Genomic DNA, 17,998 nt, shown 5'->3' with positions numbered 1-17,998 from the left:
ACACGACTCATGGCAACACTGGCGCTCAAGCAGCTCAAGAAGCAGTACCCCAATGGTTACAAGGCCCTGCATGGCATCGATCTGGCGTTCGGCGAAGGCGAATTGATCGTCATCGTCGGCCCGTCCGGCTGTGGCAAGTCGACCCTGCTGCGCACCCTGGCAGGCCTGGAAGACATCTCCGAGGGCGATCTGGAGATCAACGGCCAACGCGTCAATGACCTGGAACCCGCCGAGCGCGATATCGCGATGGTGTTCCAGAACTACGCTCTCTACCCGCACATGAGCGTGTTCGACAACATGGCCTACGGCCTCAGGAATCGGCGCACGCCCAAGGACGAGATCCAGCAGCGCGTCAGCGAGGCCGCCGAACTGCTGGGCCTGACCGCACTGCTCGACCGCCGCCCCAAGCAGCTCTCCGGCGGCCAGCGTCAACGTGTCGCCATGGGGCGCGCCATCGTGCGCAAGCCGCAGGTCTTCCTGTTCGATGAGCCACTCTCGAATCTGGACGCCAAGCTGCGCGTGCAGATGCGTCTCGAGATCCGCCGCCTGCAGAAGCGCCTCAAGGTCACTTCCATCTACGTGACCCATGATCAGACCGAAGCCATGACCCTGGCGGACCGCCTGGTGGTGATGAACGGCGGCCATGTCGAGCAGTTCGGCACGCCGATGGCGCTCTATGATCAGCCCGCCAGTCAGTTCGTCGCCGGCTTCATCGGTTCCCCGGCGATGAACTTCCTGAGCGCCACCCAGGTACAGACAGGCCTCGTACTGCCGTGTGGCGCAACCATCGCCCTGCGGGGCGAAGGCCTGACCATGGGGGATGAGCTGACCCTCGGCGTTCGCCCCGAGCACCTGCAGATGCTGGAGACAGGCGATGCCCTGCCCGCAGGGGCCGCGGAGCTTGAGGCGCACATCGAGCTGGTCGAACCGCTGGGCGCCGACACCCTCGCGTACTGCCGACTGCATGGCCAGAGCGAGCCGCTGGTAGTGAGACTGGATGGCGAGCACGCCGTCACGGAAGAACAGACGCTGCGCCTGGCCATCCTTCCGGCGCGCGCCCACCTGTTCGGCGCCGATGGCAAGCGGCTGGCAACCCGCGAGCAGGCGACAGCGGCCATCGAATGACCGCTGTCGTCGTGAAGCGCTGTCATCAAGCAGGCGCGGCCATCCCGTCGCGGGCCAACTGACCCCCTTGCCCTGATAACGTCATCATTGGATGGTAATGCTTGGGACCTGCCCTGATCAGTCTCGCGCCTGTGCCTCAGTGTCCCGTCTCGACTGATCGATGCCGCAGCTGCGTAGCGGGCAGACATGCCATTCTTTCTGTGAGGATTCACCATGGCTTCATCGTCACATTCAGCTGACTCATCACGCTCAACCGACAACGCTCTGTCCCTGCCCCTGGCGATCGCGCATCGCGGTCTGTCGGCCTATGCGCCGGAAAACACCCTGGCCGCCATTCAGGCGGCGCATGAGGCCGGCTTTCAATGGGTGGAGCTGGACGTGCAGTTGCTGGGCGACGGCACACCGGTCATCTGGCACGATGCCGGCGTGAATCGCTGCTCGGATGGGCGTGGCAAGCTCAAGAATCTCGATTGGGGCAGCGTGCAGACCTTCGATGTCGGCAGCTGGTTCAATGCGTGCTTTGCCGGTGAGCGGATGGCCTCGCTCAAGCAGGCGCTGGAGCTGATCGCGCGCCTGGACATGCGTCTGAATCTGGAGCTCAAACTCAGTCCCGGCCACGATGCCCAGGCGCTGGTCGATGCCGCCATTCCGATGGCCAGCGCCCATCTCCCCCCCTCGCACCTGATCATCTCGTCGTTTGACCCCCAGGCGCTGCGCCTGACGCGTCAACGCGACCCACAGGTGCATATCGGCCTGCTCTTCGATGACATCCCCGATGACTGGCAGAGCCTGGCCGATGAGCTGAACGCAAGCTCCGTGCATGCCGACTGGCGCGCCCTGACTCGCGCCGCGGCCAGTGCCGTCACCAGCCGAGGCCACAAGCTGCTCTGCTACACGCCCAATGATGCGGCGGCCTTCGCACCGCGCTGGGCCTGGGGTGTGGATGCCGTCATCAGCGATGACCCGGCCATCTTCAGCGAGGAGGATCGCGAGCCCACTCTGCCGAACGACACCCCTACGCAAGGGCTATCCCGGACATGAGCCCGGGCATCGAGCGCGACAGTCGCAGCGTCGAACACGCGAGCAATGACGCACTGACGAGGCGCCAGCAACAGATTCTCGAGCGACTGGCCCGCGAGGGCCAGCTGGCGGTCGACCCGCTGGCCCATACCTTCGACGTCACGCCCCAGACCATCCGGCGTGACCTGGCCGTGCTGTGTGAGCGCGGGCTGGCGCGTCGACGCCACGGCGGCATCGAGCGCCCACCGGGCGGTTACAACCTGGGTCATACCCAGCGCATCATGCTGGCACGAACCGCCAAGCAGGCCATGGCCGCCAGCGTGGTCGCCGAGATTCCCGATGGCGCCACCCTGGCGCTGGGCATCGGCACCAGCGTGGTAGCGGTCGCCGAAGCCTTGCTTGCCCGGCGCGGCCTGCGCGTGATCACCAACAATCTGCAGGTGGCCCAAGCGCTCTCGACCCATCCGGATGTCGCTGTCCAGTTGGCGGAAGGACAATTGCGCCCACAGGATCTCGATGTGGTCGGCAGTGCCACCGTGGCCTTCTTCGCGCGTCATCAGGTCGATATCGCGGTCCTCGGCTGTGGTGGTCTCGATACCGGTGGGCTGCTCGATTTCGACCCGGAGGAAGCCGCGGTCAGTCGTACACTGATCGGCCACGCCCAGCGCAGGATCCTGGTCGCCGACGCCAGCAAATGGGGGCGCGCCGCCATGTGCCGCATCGCCCCGCTCGAGGAGATCGACCTGCTGGTCACCGATGAGCTGCCCCATCAGCCCGATTATCGCAGCGCGCTGGAGGCTGCCAGCCAGCAGAGCCTGTCGGTGCGCTTCACCGCCTGAACCGAGGCGCGTCGCGCAAGCCGTCACGCATCGACGATACTGAAGGGACACACGACGGATGACAGCCGCGCTCCCGCTTACCTTCTGAGGATTTCTGGAATCACCATGCAAGCCTTCGCTCACTGTCCTGCCAGCACCCTGTCGGGTATCCGCTATCTGTTGACCGATATCGATGACACCCTCACCCATGAGGGGCGTCTCGCGGCATCGACGCTGGCGGCACTGGAACGCCTGGATGCCGCCGGCATCAAGGTCATTCCCGTCACGGGCGGCTGTGCGGGCTGGTGTGATCACATCGCGCGCGCCTGGCCGATCGCCAGCGTGATCGGTGAGAACGGTGCCTTTGCCTTTCGCCGCCAGGGGCAGCGCATCCTCACCACCTGGTGGGAAGACGAGCAGCGCCTGCGCGCTCGTCAACGCCATGTCATGACCGTCGCTCGCCAGCTGCTGCTCAATCACCCGCGCGCAGCACTGGCCCAGGACCAGCCCTTCCGATTTGCCGATGTCGCGGTGGACCACTGTCAGGCGGTAGGCCCGCTGGCCCAGAGCGAGATTCGTGCCATCATCGCCGGCTTCACGGCCGCTGGCATTCAGGCGCGCGCCAGCTCAATCCACATCAATGCGTGGCAGGGCGAGTTCGACAAGGCGCGCATGGCGGTGCGAGTCCTCACCGAGACCTTCGGCCTGGACCGCATGCAGCTGGAGCAGGAGGTGATGTACGTCGGCGATGCGCCCAATGATGCGCCGATGTTCGCGACCTTCCGTCACACCGTAGGCGTGGCCAATATCATCCAGCACCGCGCGGCACTGGGCTGGGAGCCCAGCTGGGTGACACGCCACAGTCATGGCGCCGGGGTCGAAGAAATTGCCGAGGCTCTGCTCTCGGCACGCAAGGGGGGCGAGAGCGTCAAGACAGACGCCTGACCCTGTGACTGATGGCGGGTATAGACCTCCAGCAGGATGACGGCCACAGGCTTTGATACAGAAGTCAGCAGACAGGCATGAAAAACCCCGCATGGCATCACCATGCGGGGTTTTGTTATCCATAAGATAACAAATAACACAAACCACCGGCTATCAATCCGCGAAGAACAATCCCCGCAGACCTTCACCCGGATCATCAAAGCGCATGAAGGCTTCTCCCACCAGGAAGCCATGGACACCACCGTCGCGCATCTTCGCCACATCGTCACGGGTATGGATGCCGGATTCGGTGACCACACGCACGCCCTGCGGCATGTCGGTCAGCAGGTCCAGCGTCGTCTCCAGCGACGTCTCGAAGGTACGCAGGTCACGGTTGTTGATGCCGACCAGCTCCATGCCCAGCGCCAGTGCACGCTTGAGCTCTTCGCCGTCGTGCACCTCGACCAGCACATCCATGCTCAGCTCGCGCGCCTGACGATACAGAGCGCTCAGGCGTGCGTCGTCCAGCGCCGCGACGATCAACAGGATGCAGTCGGCGCCGATGGCACGCGCTTCCAGCACCTGATACGGGTGGATGATGAAGTCCTTGCGAATCACCGGAATCGAGACGGCGTCGCGCGCCTCGATCATGAAGTCCTCATGTCCCTGGAAGAAGTCGGCATCGGTGAGCACCGACAGGCAGGCGGCGCCGGCCTGCTCATAGGCTACGGCGATCTCGGCGGGCACGAAGTCTTCACGGATCACGCCCTTGGAGGGTGACGCCTTCTTCACCTCGGCGATGATGGCCGGCTCGCCACGGTCGATGCGCGACGTCAGCGCCGCGATGAAGCCGCGCGGCGCGCTCTGTTTCTCGATCAGAGCCTGCAGGTCCGCCTCGCTCACCGCGGCGCTGCGCTCGGCGATCTCTTCTTCCTTGCGCGCCAGAATCCTGGCCAGGATGGTCGGCAATGCCTTGTCAGTCGTCTGCTCGGTGCTCATCAGCGGGTCGCTCCTTCATCATTGACCTGGGCGTAGACACGGGTGAAATCTGCCAACTCCTTCATCTTCTCGAACGGCAGCTTGCTGGCCTGCACGTCCTCGGCAATGCTGACCCCCTCCTTGAGACTGTCCGCGATGCCCGCCACGTAAAGAGCCGCGCCGGCATTGAGCGCCACGATGTCGCTGGCCGGGCCCTCATCTCCGCGCAGCGCCTGCTGCACCAGCTTGAGGCTGGCATCCGAGGTCTCCACCGCCAGACTTTCCAGCGACTGGCGCGCGAGACCGAAGTCTTCCGGCGCGATACGGTATTCGCGGATCTCACCATCCTTGAGTTCATTGACCAGCGTCGATGCCGCCAGCGAGATCTCGTCCAGGCCGTCATCGCTGTGCACCACCAGCACATGCTCGGCCCCGAGGCGCTTGAGCACCTCGGCCATCAGCGGTACCAGCGCCGGATCATAGACCCCCAGCACCTGACGGGTGGCGCCGGCCGGATTGGTCAACGGGCCGAGAATGTTGAACATGGTACGCACACCCATCTCGCGGCGCGGGCCGATCACGTGCTTCATGGCGGCGTGATGATTGGGTGCGAACATGAAGCCGACCCCGATATCATCGATGCAGCGTGCGACCTGCTCGACGTCCAGCGCCAGATGGATGCCGGCCGATTCAAGCAGGTCGGCACTGCCGGACGATGACGAGACACTGCGATTGCCATGCTTGGCCACATGACCACCGGCGGCCGCCACCACGAAACTTGCCGCCGTGGAAACATTGAACAGGTTGGCGCCATCACCGCCGGTGCCGACGATATCCACCGCATCAGTGGCACGCACCGTGACGCGCGTCATCAGCTCACGCATCACCTGGGCAGCGGCGGCCAGCTCATCGACGGTCTCGCCCTTCATCGACAGCGCCATCAGCAAGGCCCCGATCTGCGCCTGGGTCGCCTCGCCGGTCATGATGGCCGTCATGACCGCATGAGTGTCGTCGTAGCTCAGGTGCTGGCGGCGCATCACGGCGCCAATCGCCTCACGCATCTGCATGTTGTGTCTCCGCAGGCGCCAGCCTCGGCGGCTGACGCATGAAAAAATAGGATGTAGCTCTTGCGATCAACGCCCGCTCAAGCAGCTTTCGCAGCCTCGCCACGGCGCAGGAAATTAGCCAGAAGCTCATGACCCTGCAATGTCAGGATCGACTCGGGGTGGAACTGGACGCCTTCGACATCCAGCTCGCGATGGCGCAGGCCCATGATCAACTGAGGCGTGACATCCTCGTCATCCGTCCAGCTGGTGACGATCAGACACTCGGGCAGGCTCTCGCGATCGACCACCAGCGAGTGATAGCGCGTGACTTCCAGCGGCTCGGCCAGCGCGGCGAAGACACCGCTGTTGTCGTGACGCACGGAGGAGGTCTTGCCGTGCATCACCTGAGGGGCACGTACCACCTTGCCGCCATAGACCTGACCGATGGCCTGGTGACCGAGACACACGCCCAGAATCGGCAGCTTGCCGGCGAAGTGATGAATGGTTTCCAGCGTGATGCCGGCCTCGTTGGGCGTACACGGCCCCGGACCCAGCACCAGATGTGAAGCGCCGAGCGCCTCGATCTGCTCGAGGGTGATGGCATCATTGCGCACGGTCAGCACTTCCGCGCCCAGCTCACTCAGATACTGGACGATGTTGTAGGTGAAGCTGTCAAAGTTGTCGATCATCAGCACGCGTGGCGTGCTGGCATCCTGGGAAGTGAATGTCTGCATGGTCAGTGTCCATTCTCGGGAGCGGGTCCTGCGCCGTGACTCAGTGGCCTGCCCGCTCTTCTGTGGTGTCGTTCCCGCCGTCCAGCAACAAAAATGCCGCCCTGGTCGGCGGCATTCTTCTGGTCGTACGTCCTCGAACTTCAGACATGCGAAAGCCGCCCCCTTGTCAGGAGCGCCACCACTGCTGGATGAGGTCGTGCGGGTTACGTAGCGTCATGGGTCAATAGTGCGTTGAGCTGTCAGGAGTGTCAATCACATGCGCCGTTGCAGGGAACGACCCGCCCACACTGGCGAGTCACTCCCGAAATGCACGGCGCGTCGATCAGTCCAGATTGTCCAGACCGCGCTCCGCCATCGCCACGGCACGGAAGAGAGCACGCCCCTTGTTGAGCGTCTCATCCCACTCGGACTGCGGAACGGAATCCGCGACCACACCGGCACCGGCCTGAACGTGCAGCACCTGATCCTTGAGCACCGCGGTGCGGATCGCGATGGCGGTATCCATGTTGCCATGCCAGGAGAGATAGCCTACCGCGCCGGAATAGATGCCACGCTTGACCGGCTCCACCTCGTCGATGATTTCCATGGCGCGAATCTTCGGCGCACCGGACAGGGTACCGGCCGGGAAGGTGGCCCGCAGCACATCCATCGGCCCCAGGCCTTCCTTCAGCTTGCCGGTGACGTTGGAGACGATGTGCATGACGTGGGAATAGCGCTCCACCACCATCTGGTCCGTCACCTTGACGCTGCCGGTCTGACTGATGCGGCCGGCATCATTGCGGCCCAGGTCGATCAACATGAGGTGCTCGGCGACTTCCTTGGGGTCTGACAGCAGGTCCTTCTCCAGCGCCAAGTCTTCCTCTTCGGTGGCGCCGCGCACGCGAGTCCCGGCGATCGGACGCACAGCGACCTCGCCATCCTCGAGACGCGAGAGAATCTCCGGCGACGAGCCGATGACGTGGTGGTCATCCAGGTTGAAGAAGAACATGTAGGGCGAGGGATTCAGACTGCGCAGTGCACGGTAGAGATCCAGCGGCGCGGCGCGATAGGGAATCGACATGCGCTGGGACGGCACGCACTGCATGACATCACCGGCCAGCACGTATTCCTTGATCTTATCCACTGCGCCCTTGAAGCCTTCCTCGGTGAAGCCGGAGGTGAAGTCGGTCTCCTTGACCGGCTCGCCGCCGGTGCCGGGACTGACGGTATTCAGCGTCGCGCTGCGCAGCTGGATCTCGAGACGTTCGAGACGCTCGCAAGCGGCCTCGTAGGCGTTCGGCATTGCCGGGTCGGCGTGGGTCAACAGCGTCAGACGCCCGGACAGGTTGTCGAAGATCACCAGCTCATCGGCGACCATCAGCAGGATGTCCGGCACGCCCAGCGGGTCCGGCTTCTCGACACCCCGCAGGCGCGGTTCGATATAGCGCACGGTGTCATAGCCGAAGTAGCCGACCAGACCGCCATTGAAGCGCGGCGCACCGTCGATGACCGGCACACGGAAACGGGTCTGGAACTGCTCGATCCAGTCGAGGGGGTCCTCGACCTCGGTCATGCCGGTCTGCTCGCCATTGGTCAGATGCGAGATCACCTGGCCACGCACCTCGATGCGCTCACGACACGGCAGGCCGATGATGGAATAACGCCCCCATTTCTCGCCACCCTGCACGGACTCCAGCAGGAAGGTCCACGGCATGTCGGCCAGCTTGAGATAGGTAGACAGTGGCGTGTCGAGATCCGCCAGCACGTCACGGGTGACGGGAATGCGGTTGTAACCGGCTTCGGCCAGTTCAGCGAAGTGTTGTGGGGTCATCATGACCTGCAGTTCCTTCCACGGAGGGTGCGTTGCCGGCACGAGGCCGGCTTGTCTGGGGCTCAGTCTATCATTGCGTGTCGCTGGCGGCAGCGCTGTCTGCCAGACTCAGTCAGCCACGACAAGCTCGGCAAGCGAGTCGACGAGGTAATCCGGATGGCTGCGCGAGATCGGCTCGCCATGGTTGTAGCCGTAAGGTACCGCCAGGGTGCGGAAGCCGGCGGCGCGGCCTGCCGCGATATCGTGGCGCGAGTCTCCGACCATCAAGGCCTGACGCGGCGGCACTCCCAGCCGCTCGGCGGCGAACAGCAGGGGCGCAGGGTCCGGCTTGCGCGTCGGCAGACTGTCGCCGCCCAGCGCCAGCGCGAAGTGCTCGCTCAGCGCGAAGTGCGAAAGCAACGGTTCGATGAAGGCCTCCGGCTTGTTGGTGATCAGCACCAGCGGGATCCCGGCCTGGCGCAGACCCTCCAGGCATTCCCGCACCCCGGGATAGAGTCGCGTACGCGAGCTGGGGTCGGCGGCGTAATGTGCCAGGAAGCTCTGATGCGCCTGCTCGACCCGCGCCAGGTCATCGGTCGCCAGGCCATGTGCTGCCAGGGCGCGCTCCACCAGCACCCGCGATCCATTGCCGACAAAGTCGCGTACCCGCGCCTCCCCCAGCGCCGTCAGCCCCTCTTGCTCAAGCATGCAGTCGATCGCATGGGCGAGGTCCGGCACCGAGTCGATGAGGGTGCCATCCAGATCGAAGGCCACCATCTCGATGCCCCGCAACGCCGGATGTGCCAGTCCGTGATCGAGGCCCTGTGCCTGCTCGGGCCGGGCCCCGAGAGCCCCCCCGCCATGCGCGGTATCGCAAGGTGTGGAAGCTGAATGAGGCGCCATCTGGACAGGCGCCTCTTCAAAAGTCTGCATCACCGTCTTTTCGCTCACCTGGCCTCCTGAGACCACCCGCTGAATCCGGCTGTCACGGGATGAGAATCGTCCGTCATTCATCCACGCAACGCATGGTTTCATCTGTTTTGTTGGAAAAATCCGTAAAAAAATTACATTCCTTCACCTTGCCACTATTAGCACGCCAGTGGCCACGTTACCATAGCGCCATTCCGTCGACCGTCCCTCCGGGTGTGGCGCCAGTGACAACGAAAAAATGCGCGACCCGACGCTCCGGCGACAGCCAGTTTCTGCTTGTCCTTTTCGACCTTGTCACTCTCAGGAGCACTCAATGGCCATTCCCCGCATCGTAGTCGTTGGCGGAGGCGCCGGCGGTCTGGAACTCGTCACCAAACTGGGCCACAAGCTGGGCCGCAAGAAGAAAGCCGAGATCATTCTGATCGACCGCAATTCCACGCACATCTGGAAACCGCTGCTGCACGAAGTGGCCACCGGCGTGCTGGATTCCGGTCTCGATGAAGTCTCCTACCAGGGCCATTCCAAGGCCCACGGCTACAAGTTCCAGCGCGGCACCCTGGAAAGCCTGGAGCGTGAAGAGAAGCAGCTGACCCTGGCCGCCATCCACGATGCCAAGGGCAACGTGCTGCTGCCTGCCCGCCAGCTCAGCTATGACTATCTGGTACTGTCACTGGGCAGCGTGTCCAATGATTTCGGCACCGAAGGCGTCGCCGAGCATTGCCACTTCCTGGACAGCCCGCAGCAGGCCGAGAAATTCCGCCGCGACATGCTCGACACCTTCCTGCGCTTCAGCGCCAACGGCAAGGAATGTGAGCGCCAGCAGCTCAACGTCGCCATCATCGGCGCCGGCGCCACCGGGGTCGAACTCTCCGCCGAGCTGTTTGATGCCTCCAAGATGCTGCACAGCTACGGCTTCTCCTCGCTGGAAGACCGCCAGGTCAAGGTCCACCTGATCGAGGCCGCACCGCGCATCCTGCCCGCCCTGCCGGAACGCATCGGCAAGCCGGTTGCCAAGGAGCTGACCAGGCTGGGCGTCGATATCCACGTCGATACCCGGGTGACCTGCGCCGACTCACGCGGTATCACCACGGCCGATGGCACCCTGATCGAAGCCGACCTGAGCGTCTGGGCCGCCGGTATCCGGGCGCCCGCCTTCCTGTCCGAGCTGGGCCTGTCCACCGAGCGCAACAACCAGGTCAAGGTGCACCAGACCATGCAGAGCATCGATGATGAGTTCATCTTTGCGCTCGGTGACTGCGCCAGCTGCCCGCAGCCGGATGACAAGCGCGTCCCGCCGCGTGCCCAGGCCGCTCACCAGCAGGCCAGCCTGATGGTCAAGAATCTGCGCGCCGCGATGGCCAACAAGCCGCTCAAGGACTTCGTGTTCAAGGACCACGGCTCGCTGATCTCGCTGGCGCACTTCGACGCCGTCGGCTCGCTGATGCGCGGTGCCTCGGCGCGTTCACTGTTCATCGAAGGTCGCCTGGCCAAGTTCTTCTACGCCTCGCTGTATCGCATGCACCAGATGGCGATCCACGGCGTGGTCAAGACCGGCATGACAGTGGTGGTCGATGGCCTGAACCGTTACCTGCGTCCGAAGATGAAACTGCACTGAGACTGGGACAGCCTGCCCGGCAGGGTCGCCAGTCAACAAAACGCCCCCAGCGGAGACCGCTGGGGGCGTTTTCGTTTCAAGCATTCAATCAGCAGACCGTCAGTCGAGCAGGCTGTCCAGTGTCATCTCACCGGCGATCAGCCGGCGCTTGGCCGCCACACTCAGCTGCTTGACGCGATATTCGAGCTTGAGCGCCCGCGAGCGGTCGCCGACCACCTGTTGATAACACAGCATCAAAGGCCCCTTGCCGCGCAGCGCTCGTGCACCGCGCTTGCCGCCCTCATGCTCGCTCACACGGCGCGCCACATCGGTACTGATACCGGTGTAGAGGCGCCCCTGGGCCGTCTCGAGAACGTACAGCGACCACTCGCTGAGCGTCCCGGCGTGAGCCGAGCTGTCGGCTGCTTCGCAAGCCCGCGTGCTGTCATCCGCCACGCGATCAGCTGCGCACGCTGGCAAGCTCGGCACGCAGCTTCGCCAAGACGCTGTCGTAGCGGTTGGCATCGCTGTCACTGCGCGCATTGAAGATGGCGGAACCGGCCACGAAGGTGTCGGCACCGGCACGCGCGATCTCGGCGATGTTGTCGACCTTGACGCCACCATCGATCTCGAGACGGATGTTGTAGCCGGAGGCATCGATGCGACGACGCGCTTCACGCAGCTTGTCGAGGGTGCCGGGGATGAACGACTGGCCGCCGAAGCCCGGGTTGACGCTCATCAACAGGATCATGTCGACCTTGTCCATCACGTAGTCGAGGTAGGACAGCGGCGTGGCCGGATTGAATACCAGACCGGACTTGCAGCCCGCATCACGGATCAGCTGAAGCGAGCGGTCGACGTGGTCGGAGGCTTCCGGATGGAAGGTGATGTAGCTGGCACCGGCCTCGGCGAAGTCACCGATCATGCGGTCGACCGGCGTGACCATCAGATGGGCGTCGATCTCGGCGGTGATGCCGTAGTCACGCAGCGCCTTGCACACCATCGGCCCGATGGTCAGGTTGGGCACGTAATGATTGTCCATCACGTCGAAGTGGACGATATCGGCCCCGGAGGCCAGCACATCCTCGACCTCCTGCCCCAGGCGGGCGAAGTCGGCAGACAGGATCGACGGGGCAATCTTGAAGTCATTCGGCAGTAGTTCAGACATGTCATCAGGCGCCAGCGAGAAGTGGAAGGGGCATTTTACGCCACACTCTCACAAAAGACAGGCGCTGTGTGACACCGTTCGGGGTAGCCCCCTGTCGCTCGCACTCGCCATGACAAGACCAGGCCTGCCATCAGGTGGTTGAAATTGCTGCATTAGCAACTGATAGTAAAAGAGTTCGTCAGGGCAACACTTGCCGACACGACTCACGACAGCACATGACACTCGCGACACCATTGCCATGCTGCAACTCCAATAACGATAAATGGAATAATCGACTCATGTTTGACACCTCCCTTGCCGCACGCAAGCGGCTGAAGACCCTCGCCGCCGCCACACTGTTGCCGCTGGCCGGCCTGCTACCGACGGCGATTCCCGCTGCCTTCGCCGAATCTTCCGCGATTCTGGAAGGCGAGCGCTTCCACCCCCAGGAAGGCAAGCACGGCATGGTCGCGACCAGCCACTATCTGGCCTCCCAGGTCGCACGCGATGTGCTGGCCAATGGCGGCAACGCCGTCGACGCTGCCGTGGTGGCAGGCTTCGCACTGGCCGTGACCCAGCCGCGTTCCGGCAATATCGGTGGCGGCGGCTTCATGCTGGTGTCCGATGAGAAGACCGGCGAAGTGGTGGCCATCGACTACCGCGAGAAGGCCCCGGCGGCGGCCAGCGAGACGATGTTCCAAGATGAGAATGGCGAGGCGGTCTCCGAATGGTCACGCTTCACCCACCGTGCGGCAGGCGTGCCCGGCACCGTCGCAGGCCTTGCCAAGGCGCTGGAAGACTACGGCACCCTGAGCCTCGAGCAGGCCCTCGCCCCGGCGATCAAGCTGGCCGAAGACGGCTTCGTGATTCCGACGCGCTTCGCCAAGGGCTTGAGCGATGCCAAGGACCGCCTGGCCAAGTGGGACAGCACCGCCAAGGTGTTCTACAAGCCTGACGGCAGCAACTATCAAGCGGGTGAGCTGTTCAAGCAGCCGGAACTGGCCGCGACCCTCAAGCGCATCGCCGCCAATGGTGCGCGCGAGTTCTACGAGGGCGAGACTGCCCGACTGATCGTCGCCGAGATGGAGCGCCACGACGGCATCATGACGCTGGATGACCTCAAGGCCTACGAGCCGGCCATCCGCGAGCCGGTCCACGGCACCTATCGTGGCTATGACATCTTCTCGATGAGCCCGCCCTCCTCCGGCGGCGCGCACATCGTTCAGATTCTCAACATGCTCGAGGGTGACGACATCCAGGCAATGGGCTTCAACTCTGCCGCCACCCTCCACGTGATGGCCGAGGCGATGCGCCGCGCCTACGCCGACCGCTCCGAGTATCTTGGCGACACCGACTTCGTCGATGTGCCGCTGTCGGGCATCATCTCCAAGGACTACGCCAAGGAATTGCGCGCCCAGTTCGACATGAACAAGGCAACGCCCTCCAGTGAGGTCAAGCCCGGCAAGCCGCAGCCGTATGAGTCCAATCAGACCACCCACTTCTCGATTGCCGATGGCAATGGTCTGGTCGTTTCCAACACCTACACCATCAACTTCAGCTACGGTTCCGGGATCGTGGTGGATGGCGCAGGTTTCCTGCTCAACAACGAGATGGATGACTTCTCCGCCAAGCCGGGCGTACCGAACGCCTATGGCCTGATCGGTGGCGTCGCCAACAAGATCGAGCCGAACAAGCGCATGCTGTCTTCCATGAGCCCGACCATCGTGATGAAGGATGGCAAGAACTTCCTCGTCACCGGTAGCCCCGGCGGCTCGCGCATCATCACCACTACGCTGCAGGTGATCATGAACGTGATCGACCACGGCATGAACATCCAGTCGGCGGTCAGCGCACCGCGCATCCACCACCAGTGGCTGCCGGACGAGATTCGTATCGAGGCGGGCATCAGCAAGGACACCATCCGCCTGCTCGAGGCGATGGGCCACAAGGTGGTGACCAAGGACGCCATGGGCGCCATCCAGTCGATCATGATCGACGACGGCACCTTCTACGGCGGTGCTGACCCGCGCCGCTCCACCTCTTCGGCCATGGGGCTGTAGACGATAGCTGCGACGGGGTAGTCTCTGCACCGCGTTGCCGAGCTGCCCCATCAATGACGCCTTGACCCCATTGATGGGGCGGGCTATCTGTGACGGGCGACACTTCGGTGTCGCCCGTTCGCGTCTTGCTGCGCCATCATGCCCTCTGCCCTACAAGGTGCCCTCGTGTCCTCCACCAAGTCACTCACGCCCCCCATCTCTGGCTGGCGGCAATGGGCCAACCGCTATCCGGTCGCCTTGATCGCACTGGCACAGCTGTTCGGCACCAGCCTGTGGTTTACCCCCAATGCCGTACTCGCCCCCATGCTGGAAAGCTGGAGTTTCACGAGCGACAGCGCCGCGGCACTCGGACAACTGACCTCCTCGGTACAGGGCGGCTTCATCGTCGGTACGCTGGCGCTGGGACTGGCAGGACTGGCAGACCGCTTCGCGGCGCGCCATCTGTTCATGGCCTCCTGTGTGCTGGGCGCGCTGACCAATCTGGCTCTGCTGATCGCACCGGGACTGCTGAGCGCCTCCGGACTGCGCGTGCTGACCGGACTGGCCCTGGCCGGCATCTACCCCATCGGCCTCAAGCTGATGGTGCACACGGCGCCTGACCGCGCCGGTGCCGCACTGGCCTGGCTGGTGGGCATGCTGGTACTGGGAACCGCACTGCCGCACGGCCTGGCCGCGCTGCAACTCAGTGGCCACTTCTCGCTCCCCTGGGGAGCGGCCATCGGCATGGCATCACTGCTGGCCGTGGCAGGGGCCGGGCTGGTCGCATTGCTGCCCGCCATCGCGCCTCCCGCAAGGGTCACGACCTCGACGAAGACGTCTTTGCTGGCGCGGGCCACCCGTGGTCTGGCCGCCTGGCGTCATCCCGGCTTCGTGCGCGGTGCCCTGGGCTACTTCGGCCACATGTGGGAACTCTATACGCTATGGGCGCTGGTACCGCTGCTGTTGACGACAATGGCCAGACTCAATGATCTGTCGCTATCGGCCACGCAACTGGCGCTGCATAGCTTCCTGGTGATCGCGGTGGGCGGGCCCGGCTGCGTGGTGGGAGGCTGGCTGTCACGCACGCGCGGTAGTCTGTGGGTGGCTCGCCTGGGGCTGGCGGGCTCGGTGATACTCACCCTGCTCTTCGTCACGGCCATGCAGGGTGACGCCAGCTATGGTCTGCTGCTGGGCCTGCTGGCGCTCTGGAGCCTGATGGCCGTGATCGATTCTCCGCAATTCTCGGCACTCGCGGCAGGCGGTACGCCGGTCGAGCTTCAAGCCAGTGCATTGGCCGTGATGAATGCCATCGGCTTCAGCCTGTCTTTGGTCTCGATCGCCCTGCTGACTCCGCTGGTCGCCTCACAGGGCAGCCTGCTGCTGCTTGCCATCCTGCCAGGCCCCCTGCTGGGATTGCTGGCATTGGCGCGCCGTGTCGATCCCGCATGAACTCTCGAGAATGTCGCCATCAAGTGACAACCGTGAGCCTGAATTTCCACTACGCTCAGGCGTCATTCTGGCCCTATACTCGCGCCATTGTGCTCCGGCCATCCCGCGCTGCAGGCGAGATATTGGCAACGGATGGCCGAGATGACTCCCATGACAACCGGCCTCAGGCCCAGGAACCCCGATGATGATGCACAAGTTGCGCACCACCTGCATGAGCGTGGCACTGATCGCCACGACGGCACTTCTCAGCGCTTGCGGCACCAGCCCGCAGCGCCTGTACGTCAATCCGCAGGTCGGCGAGATGGGCGTGGTCGGCCACGGTCAGCAGGTGGTGGTGGATGTGCTCGATGAGCGTCCGTCAGAGCGCATCGGTTCTCGCGATGGCGCCACCAATGCCTCGAGCTATCTGGTCGTGCCGACCGGCGACCTGCCCCCCAAGCTTGAGGCCCAGACCATCAGCGCCTTGCGCCGCATGGGCTTCGTGCCGGTATCCGCCGAGCAGGCCAACCAGGGCGCAGCAGAGCTGACCATCTCGCTGACCGAGCTGGCCTATGGCGTGAAGCGTGGCGGCCTGATCACCGATACCGCGACACTCAATGGCGTGATCAAGGCCGTCGCCGTGTCCGGCAAGCAGCGCTATACCGGCAGCTACACCGCGACACGTGACCAGGGCTATGCCCTCAAGCCGAGCCAGGAGAAGAACACCGAGATGGTTTCAAAGGTGATTGGGGATGCGCTGACTCGCGCCTTCCAGGACACCACGCTGATCCGCCAGCTCGACCAGTAAGCTCAATCAGCAGCTCGTCACCAACGAAAACGCCACCGCCGCCCATTGGGCGGCGGTGGCGTTTTTCATGAGGACTGAACCTTCAAGAGGACGGTACCTGACTGACAAGGTCATCCCCGAGGCGTCAGCGACGCGGTCCCTTGCGCACCAGACTCCACACCGTCTCGCGCAGGCCGCGCTCATCCGGGGCGCGACGCTCCAGCACCTCAAGCGTGAAGTTGGCACTCAACAGCTGACGAATCTCGTCTTCGGCGACATGGAATGGCGGGCCCTGATGCTGCTCCGTCTGCCGCTCGAGACTGATCAACAGGCCACGCGCGCCCGGGGGCAGCAGCTGCGCCAGATGGAAGGCATAGCGCTGCCGGGTGGCCGGCGGCAAGGCGATCAGCGCGGCGCGATCATAGAAGGCGTCCAGATGATCGACATGATCGATATGGAAGTGGAAGAAGTCTCCGCACCACAACTCGACCATGCCCTGGCGGAAGCATTCGAAGTGCTCCAGCCGATAGCGCGAGACATCCCCAGCGCCTTCGGCGACGAACTGCTCGCAGGCCTGGCGGGCAAGCTCGATACCCAGCACCGGATAGCCCTGCGCCGCCAGCCAGCGCATGTCGAGACTCTTGCCACACAACGGCACCAGCACCTTGGCGCCTGCCGCGACCTCAAGCCGCGGCCACCAGCGCTCCAGCGCCGAATGTGTGGCAGGCAGATGAAAGCCGATCCGCCCTTCCTGCCATCGCGCCAGCCAGGGGTCACTGGCCGGCGTCGCGTCCATCGTCGTGTCTTGTGTCGACATGAGCTGGCGCACTCCCTCTGCTATCGGTTACCGGGATGCCTTACAGGAAGCCGTGACGCTTCTTCTTGCGACGCGGCAGGTGCGGCACGATCAGGCCAACCAACAGGCCGACACCCGCCACGCCACCGCCGTACATGAAGTAGCGCATCAGCAGGTCCTGCTTCTTGGTATCGAGCTTGGTTTCCATGTCCTGCATCTTGCTGCGCGCCTGGGCAAGCTCGGCTGACTGGCTGTTGTTGGCCTGCTCAAGCTCTTCGATACGCGCCTGACGCGTCTCGAGGCCGGCCTTCATGTCCTCGACACGGGTTTCCCACTCTTCATTGATGCCATCGAGTTTGGCAGTCAATTCCTTGACCCTGGCGCTGAGCTCGGGCACCCGGGCATTGACGCTCTGGGTGTTCTGCAGGTCAGCGGAGGGCATCCATACCACGTCGCCGCTGGCAGTGCGGATCTTGCTGTAGTCATTCTGGACCTCGAGCAGCTCGACGGGCTGGCCGGCTTCCACCGTGCCCACGATGCGGTAGCCATCCGTAGGGCCACTGCGCACGAAGGTGGTGAGGTCATCGGCGACCCAGCGGTCGGTGGCTGCATTGGCCAGCGGAGCGCCCAGCAGCAGGCTTCCGGCGACGCCAGCCCCCAGCACCACACGGCGCAGTGAGCGCGCAAGCGTCGAACACGGCGATCGGGGTGACAGGAGACCGAAAGATGAAGGGGTGCTGGTAATGGAGAATCGCGTCATATCGTGTTCTTCATGGCTGTCTAAGGGCGTAAGCCGACCGTGTCAGGCGTGTGGGCACGAGGAGCAAACGTGCTGAATCCAGC

17 protein-coding genes are annotated in these 17,998 nt (G+C 63.9%); 8 read left to right on the top strand and 9 right to left on the bottom strand.

Features of this window, described 5'->3' with window-relative positions:
* Positions 1 to 9: 9 nt before the first annotated feature.
* The 4 genes from NH396_RS05900 (at position 10) to NH396_RS05885 (ending at position 3,908) form a co-directional block, all read left to right on the top strand.
* Positions 10 to 1,125 (top strand): sn-glycerol-3-phosphate import ATP-binding protein UgpC, encoded by a 1,116-nt coding sequence (locus NH396_RS05900; RefSeq protein ID WP_253062246.1) that lies wholly within the window; start codon positions 10 to 12, stop codon positions 1,123 to 1,125.
* 213 nt (positions 1,126 to 1,338) lie between these two features.
* Complete coding sequence (locus NH396_RS05895; RefSeq protein WP_176676252.1) at positions 1,339 to 2,166, top strand: glycerophosphoryl diester phosphodiesterase; 828 nt, start codon at positions 1,339 to 1,341, stop codon at positions 2,164 to 2,166.
* Complete coding sequence (locus tag NH396_RS05890) at positions 2,163 to 2,984, top strand: DeoR/GlpR family DNA-binding transcription regulator (RefSeq protein ID WP_176676251.1); 822 nt, start codon at positions 2,163 to 2,165, stop codon at positions 2,982 to 2,984. Before NH396_RS05895 ends, NH396_RS05890 begins: the two co-directional genes overlap by 4 nt.
* A 105-nt stretch (positions 2,985 to 3,089) precedes the next feature.
* The gene (locus NH396_RS05885; RefSeq protein WP_176676250.1) at positions 3,090 to 3,908 is read left to right on the top strand and encodes an HAD-IIB family hydrolase; all 819 of its coding nucleotides are present in this window, start codon (positions 3,090 to 3,092) and stop codon (positions 3,906 to 3,908) included.
* A gap of 153 nt (positions 3,909 to 4,061) precedes the next feature.
* Here the strand turns inward: NH396_RS05885 and trpC are convergent, their stop codons facing one another.
* The 5 genes from trpC to NH396_RS05860 form a co-directional block, all read right to left on the bottom strand.
* The gene (gene trpC, locus NH396_RS05880; protein WP_176676249.1) at positions 4,062 to 4,886 is read right to left on the bottom strand and encodes an indole-3-glycerol phosphate synthase TrpC; all 825 of its coding nucleotides are present in this window, start codon (positions 4,884 to 4,886) and stop codon (positions 4,062 to 4,064) included.
* Positions 4,886 to 5,932 carry an anthranilate phosphoribosyltransferase gene (gene trpD, locus NH396_RS05875; protein WP_176676248.1) on the bottom strand — a complete coding sequence of 349 codons (1,047 nt, stop codon included), beginning with the start codon at positions 5,930 to 5,932 and terminating at the stop codon, positions 4,886 to 4,888. The genes trpC and trpD overlap by 1 nt, the downstream gene beginning before the upstream one ends.
* Before the next feature lie 77 nt (positions 5,933 to 6,009).
* A complete protein-coding gene (locus NH396_RS05870) occupies positions 6,010 to 6,645 on the bottom strand; it encodes an aminodeoxychorismate/anthranilate synthase component II (RefSeq protein ID WP_253062244.1) in 636 nt (211 codons plus the stop codon).
* 322 nt (positions 6,646 to 6,967) lie between these two features.
* Positions 6,968 to 8,455: an anthranilate synthase component I gene (gene trpE / locus NH396_RS05865; protein WP_176678263.1), complete on the bottom strand. Its 1,488-nt coding sequence runs from the start codon at positions 8,453 to 8,455 to the stop codon at positions 6,968 to 6,970.
* A gap of 108 nt (positions 8,456 to 8,563) precedes the next feature.
* Positions 8,564 to 9,211, bottom strand: a complete 648-nt coding sequence (locus NH396_RS05860; protein WP_253062736.1) for a phosphoglycolate phosphatase — start codon at positions 9,209 to 9,211, stop codon at positions 8,564 to 8,566.
* A 466-nt stretch (positions 9,212 to 9,677) separates the two neighbouring features.
* Between NH396_RS05860 and NH396_RS05855 the strand changes: the two genes are divergently transcribed.
* Complete coding sequence (locus tag NH396_RS05855; RefSeq protein WP_175090585.1) at positions 9,678 to 10,979, top strand: NAD(P)/FAD-dependent oxidoreductase; 1,302 nt, start codon at positions 9,678 to 9,680, stop codon at positions 10,977 to 10,979.
* Positions 10,980 to 11,078: 99 nt separating this feature from the next.
* On the opposite strand, the gene NH396_RS05850 is transcribed toward NH396_RS05855, so the two are convergent.
* A complete protein-coding gene (locus NH396_RS05850) occupies positions 11,079 to 11,414 on the bottom strand; it encodes a GIY-YIG nuclease family protein (protein ID WP_366071518.1) in 336 nt (111 codons plus the stop codon).
* A 4-nt stretch (positions 11,415 to 11,418) separates the two neighbouring features.
* Positions 11,419 to 12,126 (bottom strand): ribulose-phosphate 3-epimerase, encoded by a 708-nt coding sequence (gene rpe / locus NH396_RS05845; protein ID WP_176676246.1) that lies wholly within the window; start codon positions 12,124 to 12,126, stop codon positions 11,419 to 11,421.
* Positions 12,127 to 12,404: 278 nt separating this feature from the next.
* Between rpe and ggt the strand changes: the two genes are divergently transcribed.
* From ggt to NH396_RS05830, 3 genes are all read left to right on the top strand, one after another.
* Positions 12,405 to 14,165 (top strand): gamma-glutamyltransferase, encoded by a 1,761-nt coding sequence (gene ggt, locus NH396_RS05840; RefSeq protein ID WP_253062242.1) that lies wholly within the window; start codon positions 12,405 to 12,407, stop codon positions 14,163 to 14,165.
* Positions 14,166 to 14,330: 165 nt separating this feature from the next.
* On the top strand, positions 14,331 to 15,593 hold the full coding sequence (locus tag NH396_RS05835; protein ID WP_253062240.1) for an MFS transporter: 1,263 nt from the start codon (positions 14,331 to 14,333) through the stop codon (positions 15,591 to 15,593).
* Positions 15,594 to 15,774: 181 nt separating this feature from the next.
* Positions 15,775 to 16,380 carry a YajG family lipoprotein gene (locus NH396_RS05830; protein ID WP_253062238.1) on the top strand — a complete coding sequence of 202 codons (606 nt, stop codon included), beginning with the start codon at positions 15,775 to 15,777 and terminating at the stop codon, positions 16,378 to 16,380.
* A gap of 124 nt (positions 16,381 to 16,504) precedes the next feature.
* Here NH396_RS05830 and tmpT read toward each other — a convergent pair whose 3' ends face one another.
* Both tmpT and NH396_RS05820 read right to left on the bottom strand, forming a co-directional pair.
* On the bottom strand, positions 16,505 to 17,176 hold the full coding sequence (gene tmpT, locus NH396_RS05825; RefSeq protein WP_253062236.1) for a thiopurine S-methyltransferase: 672 nt from the start codon (positions 17,174 to 17,176) through the stop codon (positions 16,505 to 16,507).
* Positions 17,177 to 17,216: 40 nt separating this feature from the next.
* On the bottom strand, positions 17,217 to 17,915 hold the full coding sequence (locus NH396_RS05820; protein ID WP_176676242.1) for a TIGR04211 family SH3 domain-containing protein: 699 nt from the start codon (positions 17,913 to 17,915) through the stop codon (positions 17,217 to 17,219).
* Positions 17,916 to 17,998 lie beyond the last annotated feature (83 nt).

It is taken from the genome of Cobetia sp. Dlab-2-AX (genome assembly GCF_024124625.1).
Classification (GTDB): domain Bacteria; phylum Pseudomonadota; class Gammaproteobacteria; order Pseudomonadales; family Halomonadaceae; genus Cobetia.
Note: the sequence above shows the minus strand (reverse complement) of the source record. Positions and strands in the feature narration are given on the sequence as shown.

Bases quoted from the DNA above. Each gene is read 5' to 3' on its own strand.
- NH396_RS05900 (WP_253062246.1), top strand. From the start codon at position 10: ATGGCAACACTGGCGCTCAAGCAGCTCAAGAAGCAGTACCCCAATGGT.
- NH396_RS05895 (WP_176676252.1), top strand. From the start codon at position 1,339: ATGGCTTCATCGTCACATTCAGCTGACTCATCACGCTCAACCGACAAC.
- NH396_RS05890 (WP_176676251.1), top strand. From the start codon at position 2,163: ATGAGCCCGGGCATCGAGCGCGACAGTCGCAGCGTCGAACACGCGAGC.
- NH396_RS05885 (WP_176676250.1), top strand. From the start codon at position 3,090: ATGCAAGCCTTCGCTCACTGTCCTGCCAGCACCCTGTCGGGTATCCGC.
- trpC (WP_176676249.1), bottom strand. From the start codon at position 4,886: ATGAGCACCGAGCAGACGACTGACAAGGCATTGCCGACCATCCTGGCC.
- trpD (WP_176676248.1), bottom strand. From the start codon at position 5,932: ATGCAGATGCGTGAGGCGATTGGCGCCGTGATGCGCCGCCAGCACCTG.
- NH396_RS05870 (WP_253062244.1), bottom strand. From the start codon at position 6,645: ATGCAGACATTCACTTCCCAGGATGCCAGCACGCCACGCGTGCTGATG.
- trpE (WP_176678263.1), bottom strand. From the start codon at position 8,455: ATGACCCCACAACACTTCGCTGAACTGGCCGAAGCCGGTTACAACCGC.
- NH396_RS05860 (WP_253062736.1), bottom strand. From the start codon at position 9,211: ATGGTGGCCTTCGATCTGGATGGCACCCTCATCGACTCGGTGCCGGAC.
- NH396_RS05855 (WP_175090585.1), top strand. From the start codon at position 9,678: ATGGCCATTCCCCGCATCGTAGTCGTTGGCGGAGGCGCCGGCGGTCTG.
- rpe (WP_176676246.1), bottom strand. From the start codon at position 12,126: ATGTCTGAACTACTGCCGAATGACTTCAAGATTGCCCCGTCGATCCTG.
- ggt (WP_253062242.1), top strand. From the start codon at position 12,405: ATGTTTGACACCTCCCTTGCCGCACGCAAGCGGCTGAAGACCCTCGCC.
- NH396_RS05830 (WP_253062238.1), top strand. From the start codon at position 15,775: ATGATGATGCACAAGTTGCGCACCACCTGCATGAGCGTGGCACTGATC.
- tmpT (WP_253062236.1), bottom strand. From the start codon at position 17,176: ATGTCGACACAAGACACGACGATGGACGCGACGCCGGCCAGTGACCCC.
- NH396_RS05820 (WP_176676242.1), bottom strand. From the start codon at position 17,915: ATGACGCGATTCTCCATTACCAGCACCCCTTCATCTTTCGGTCTCCTG.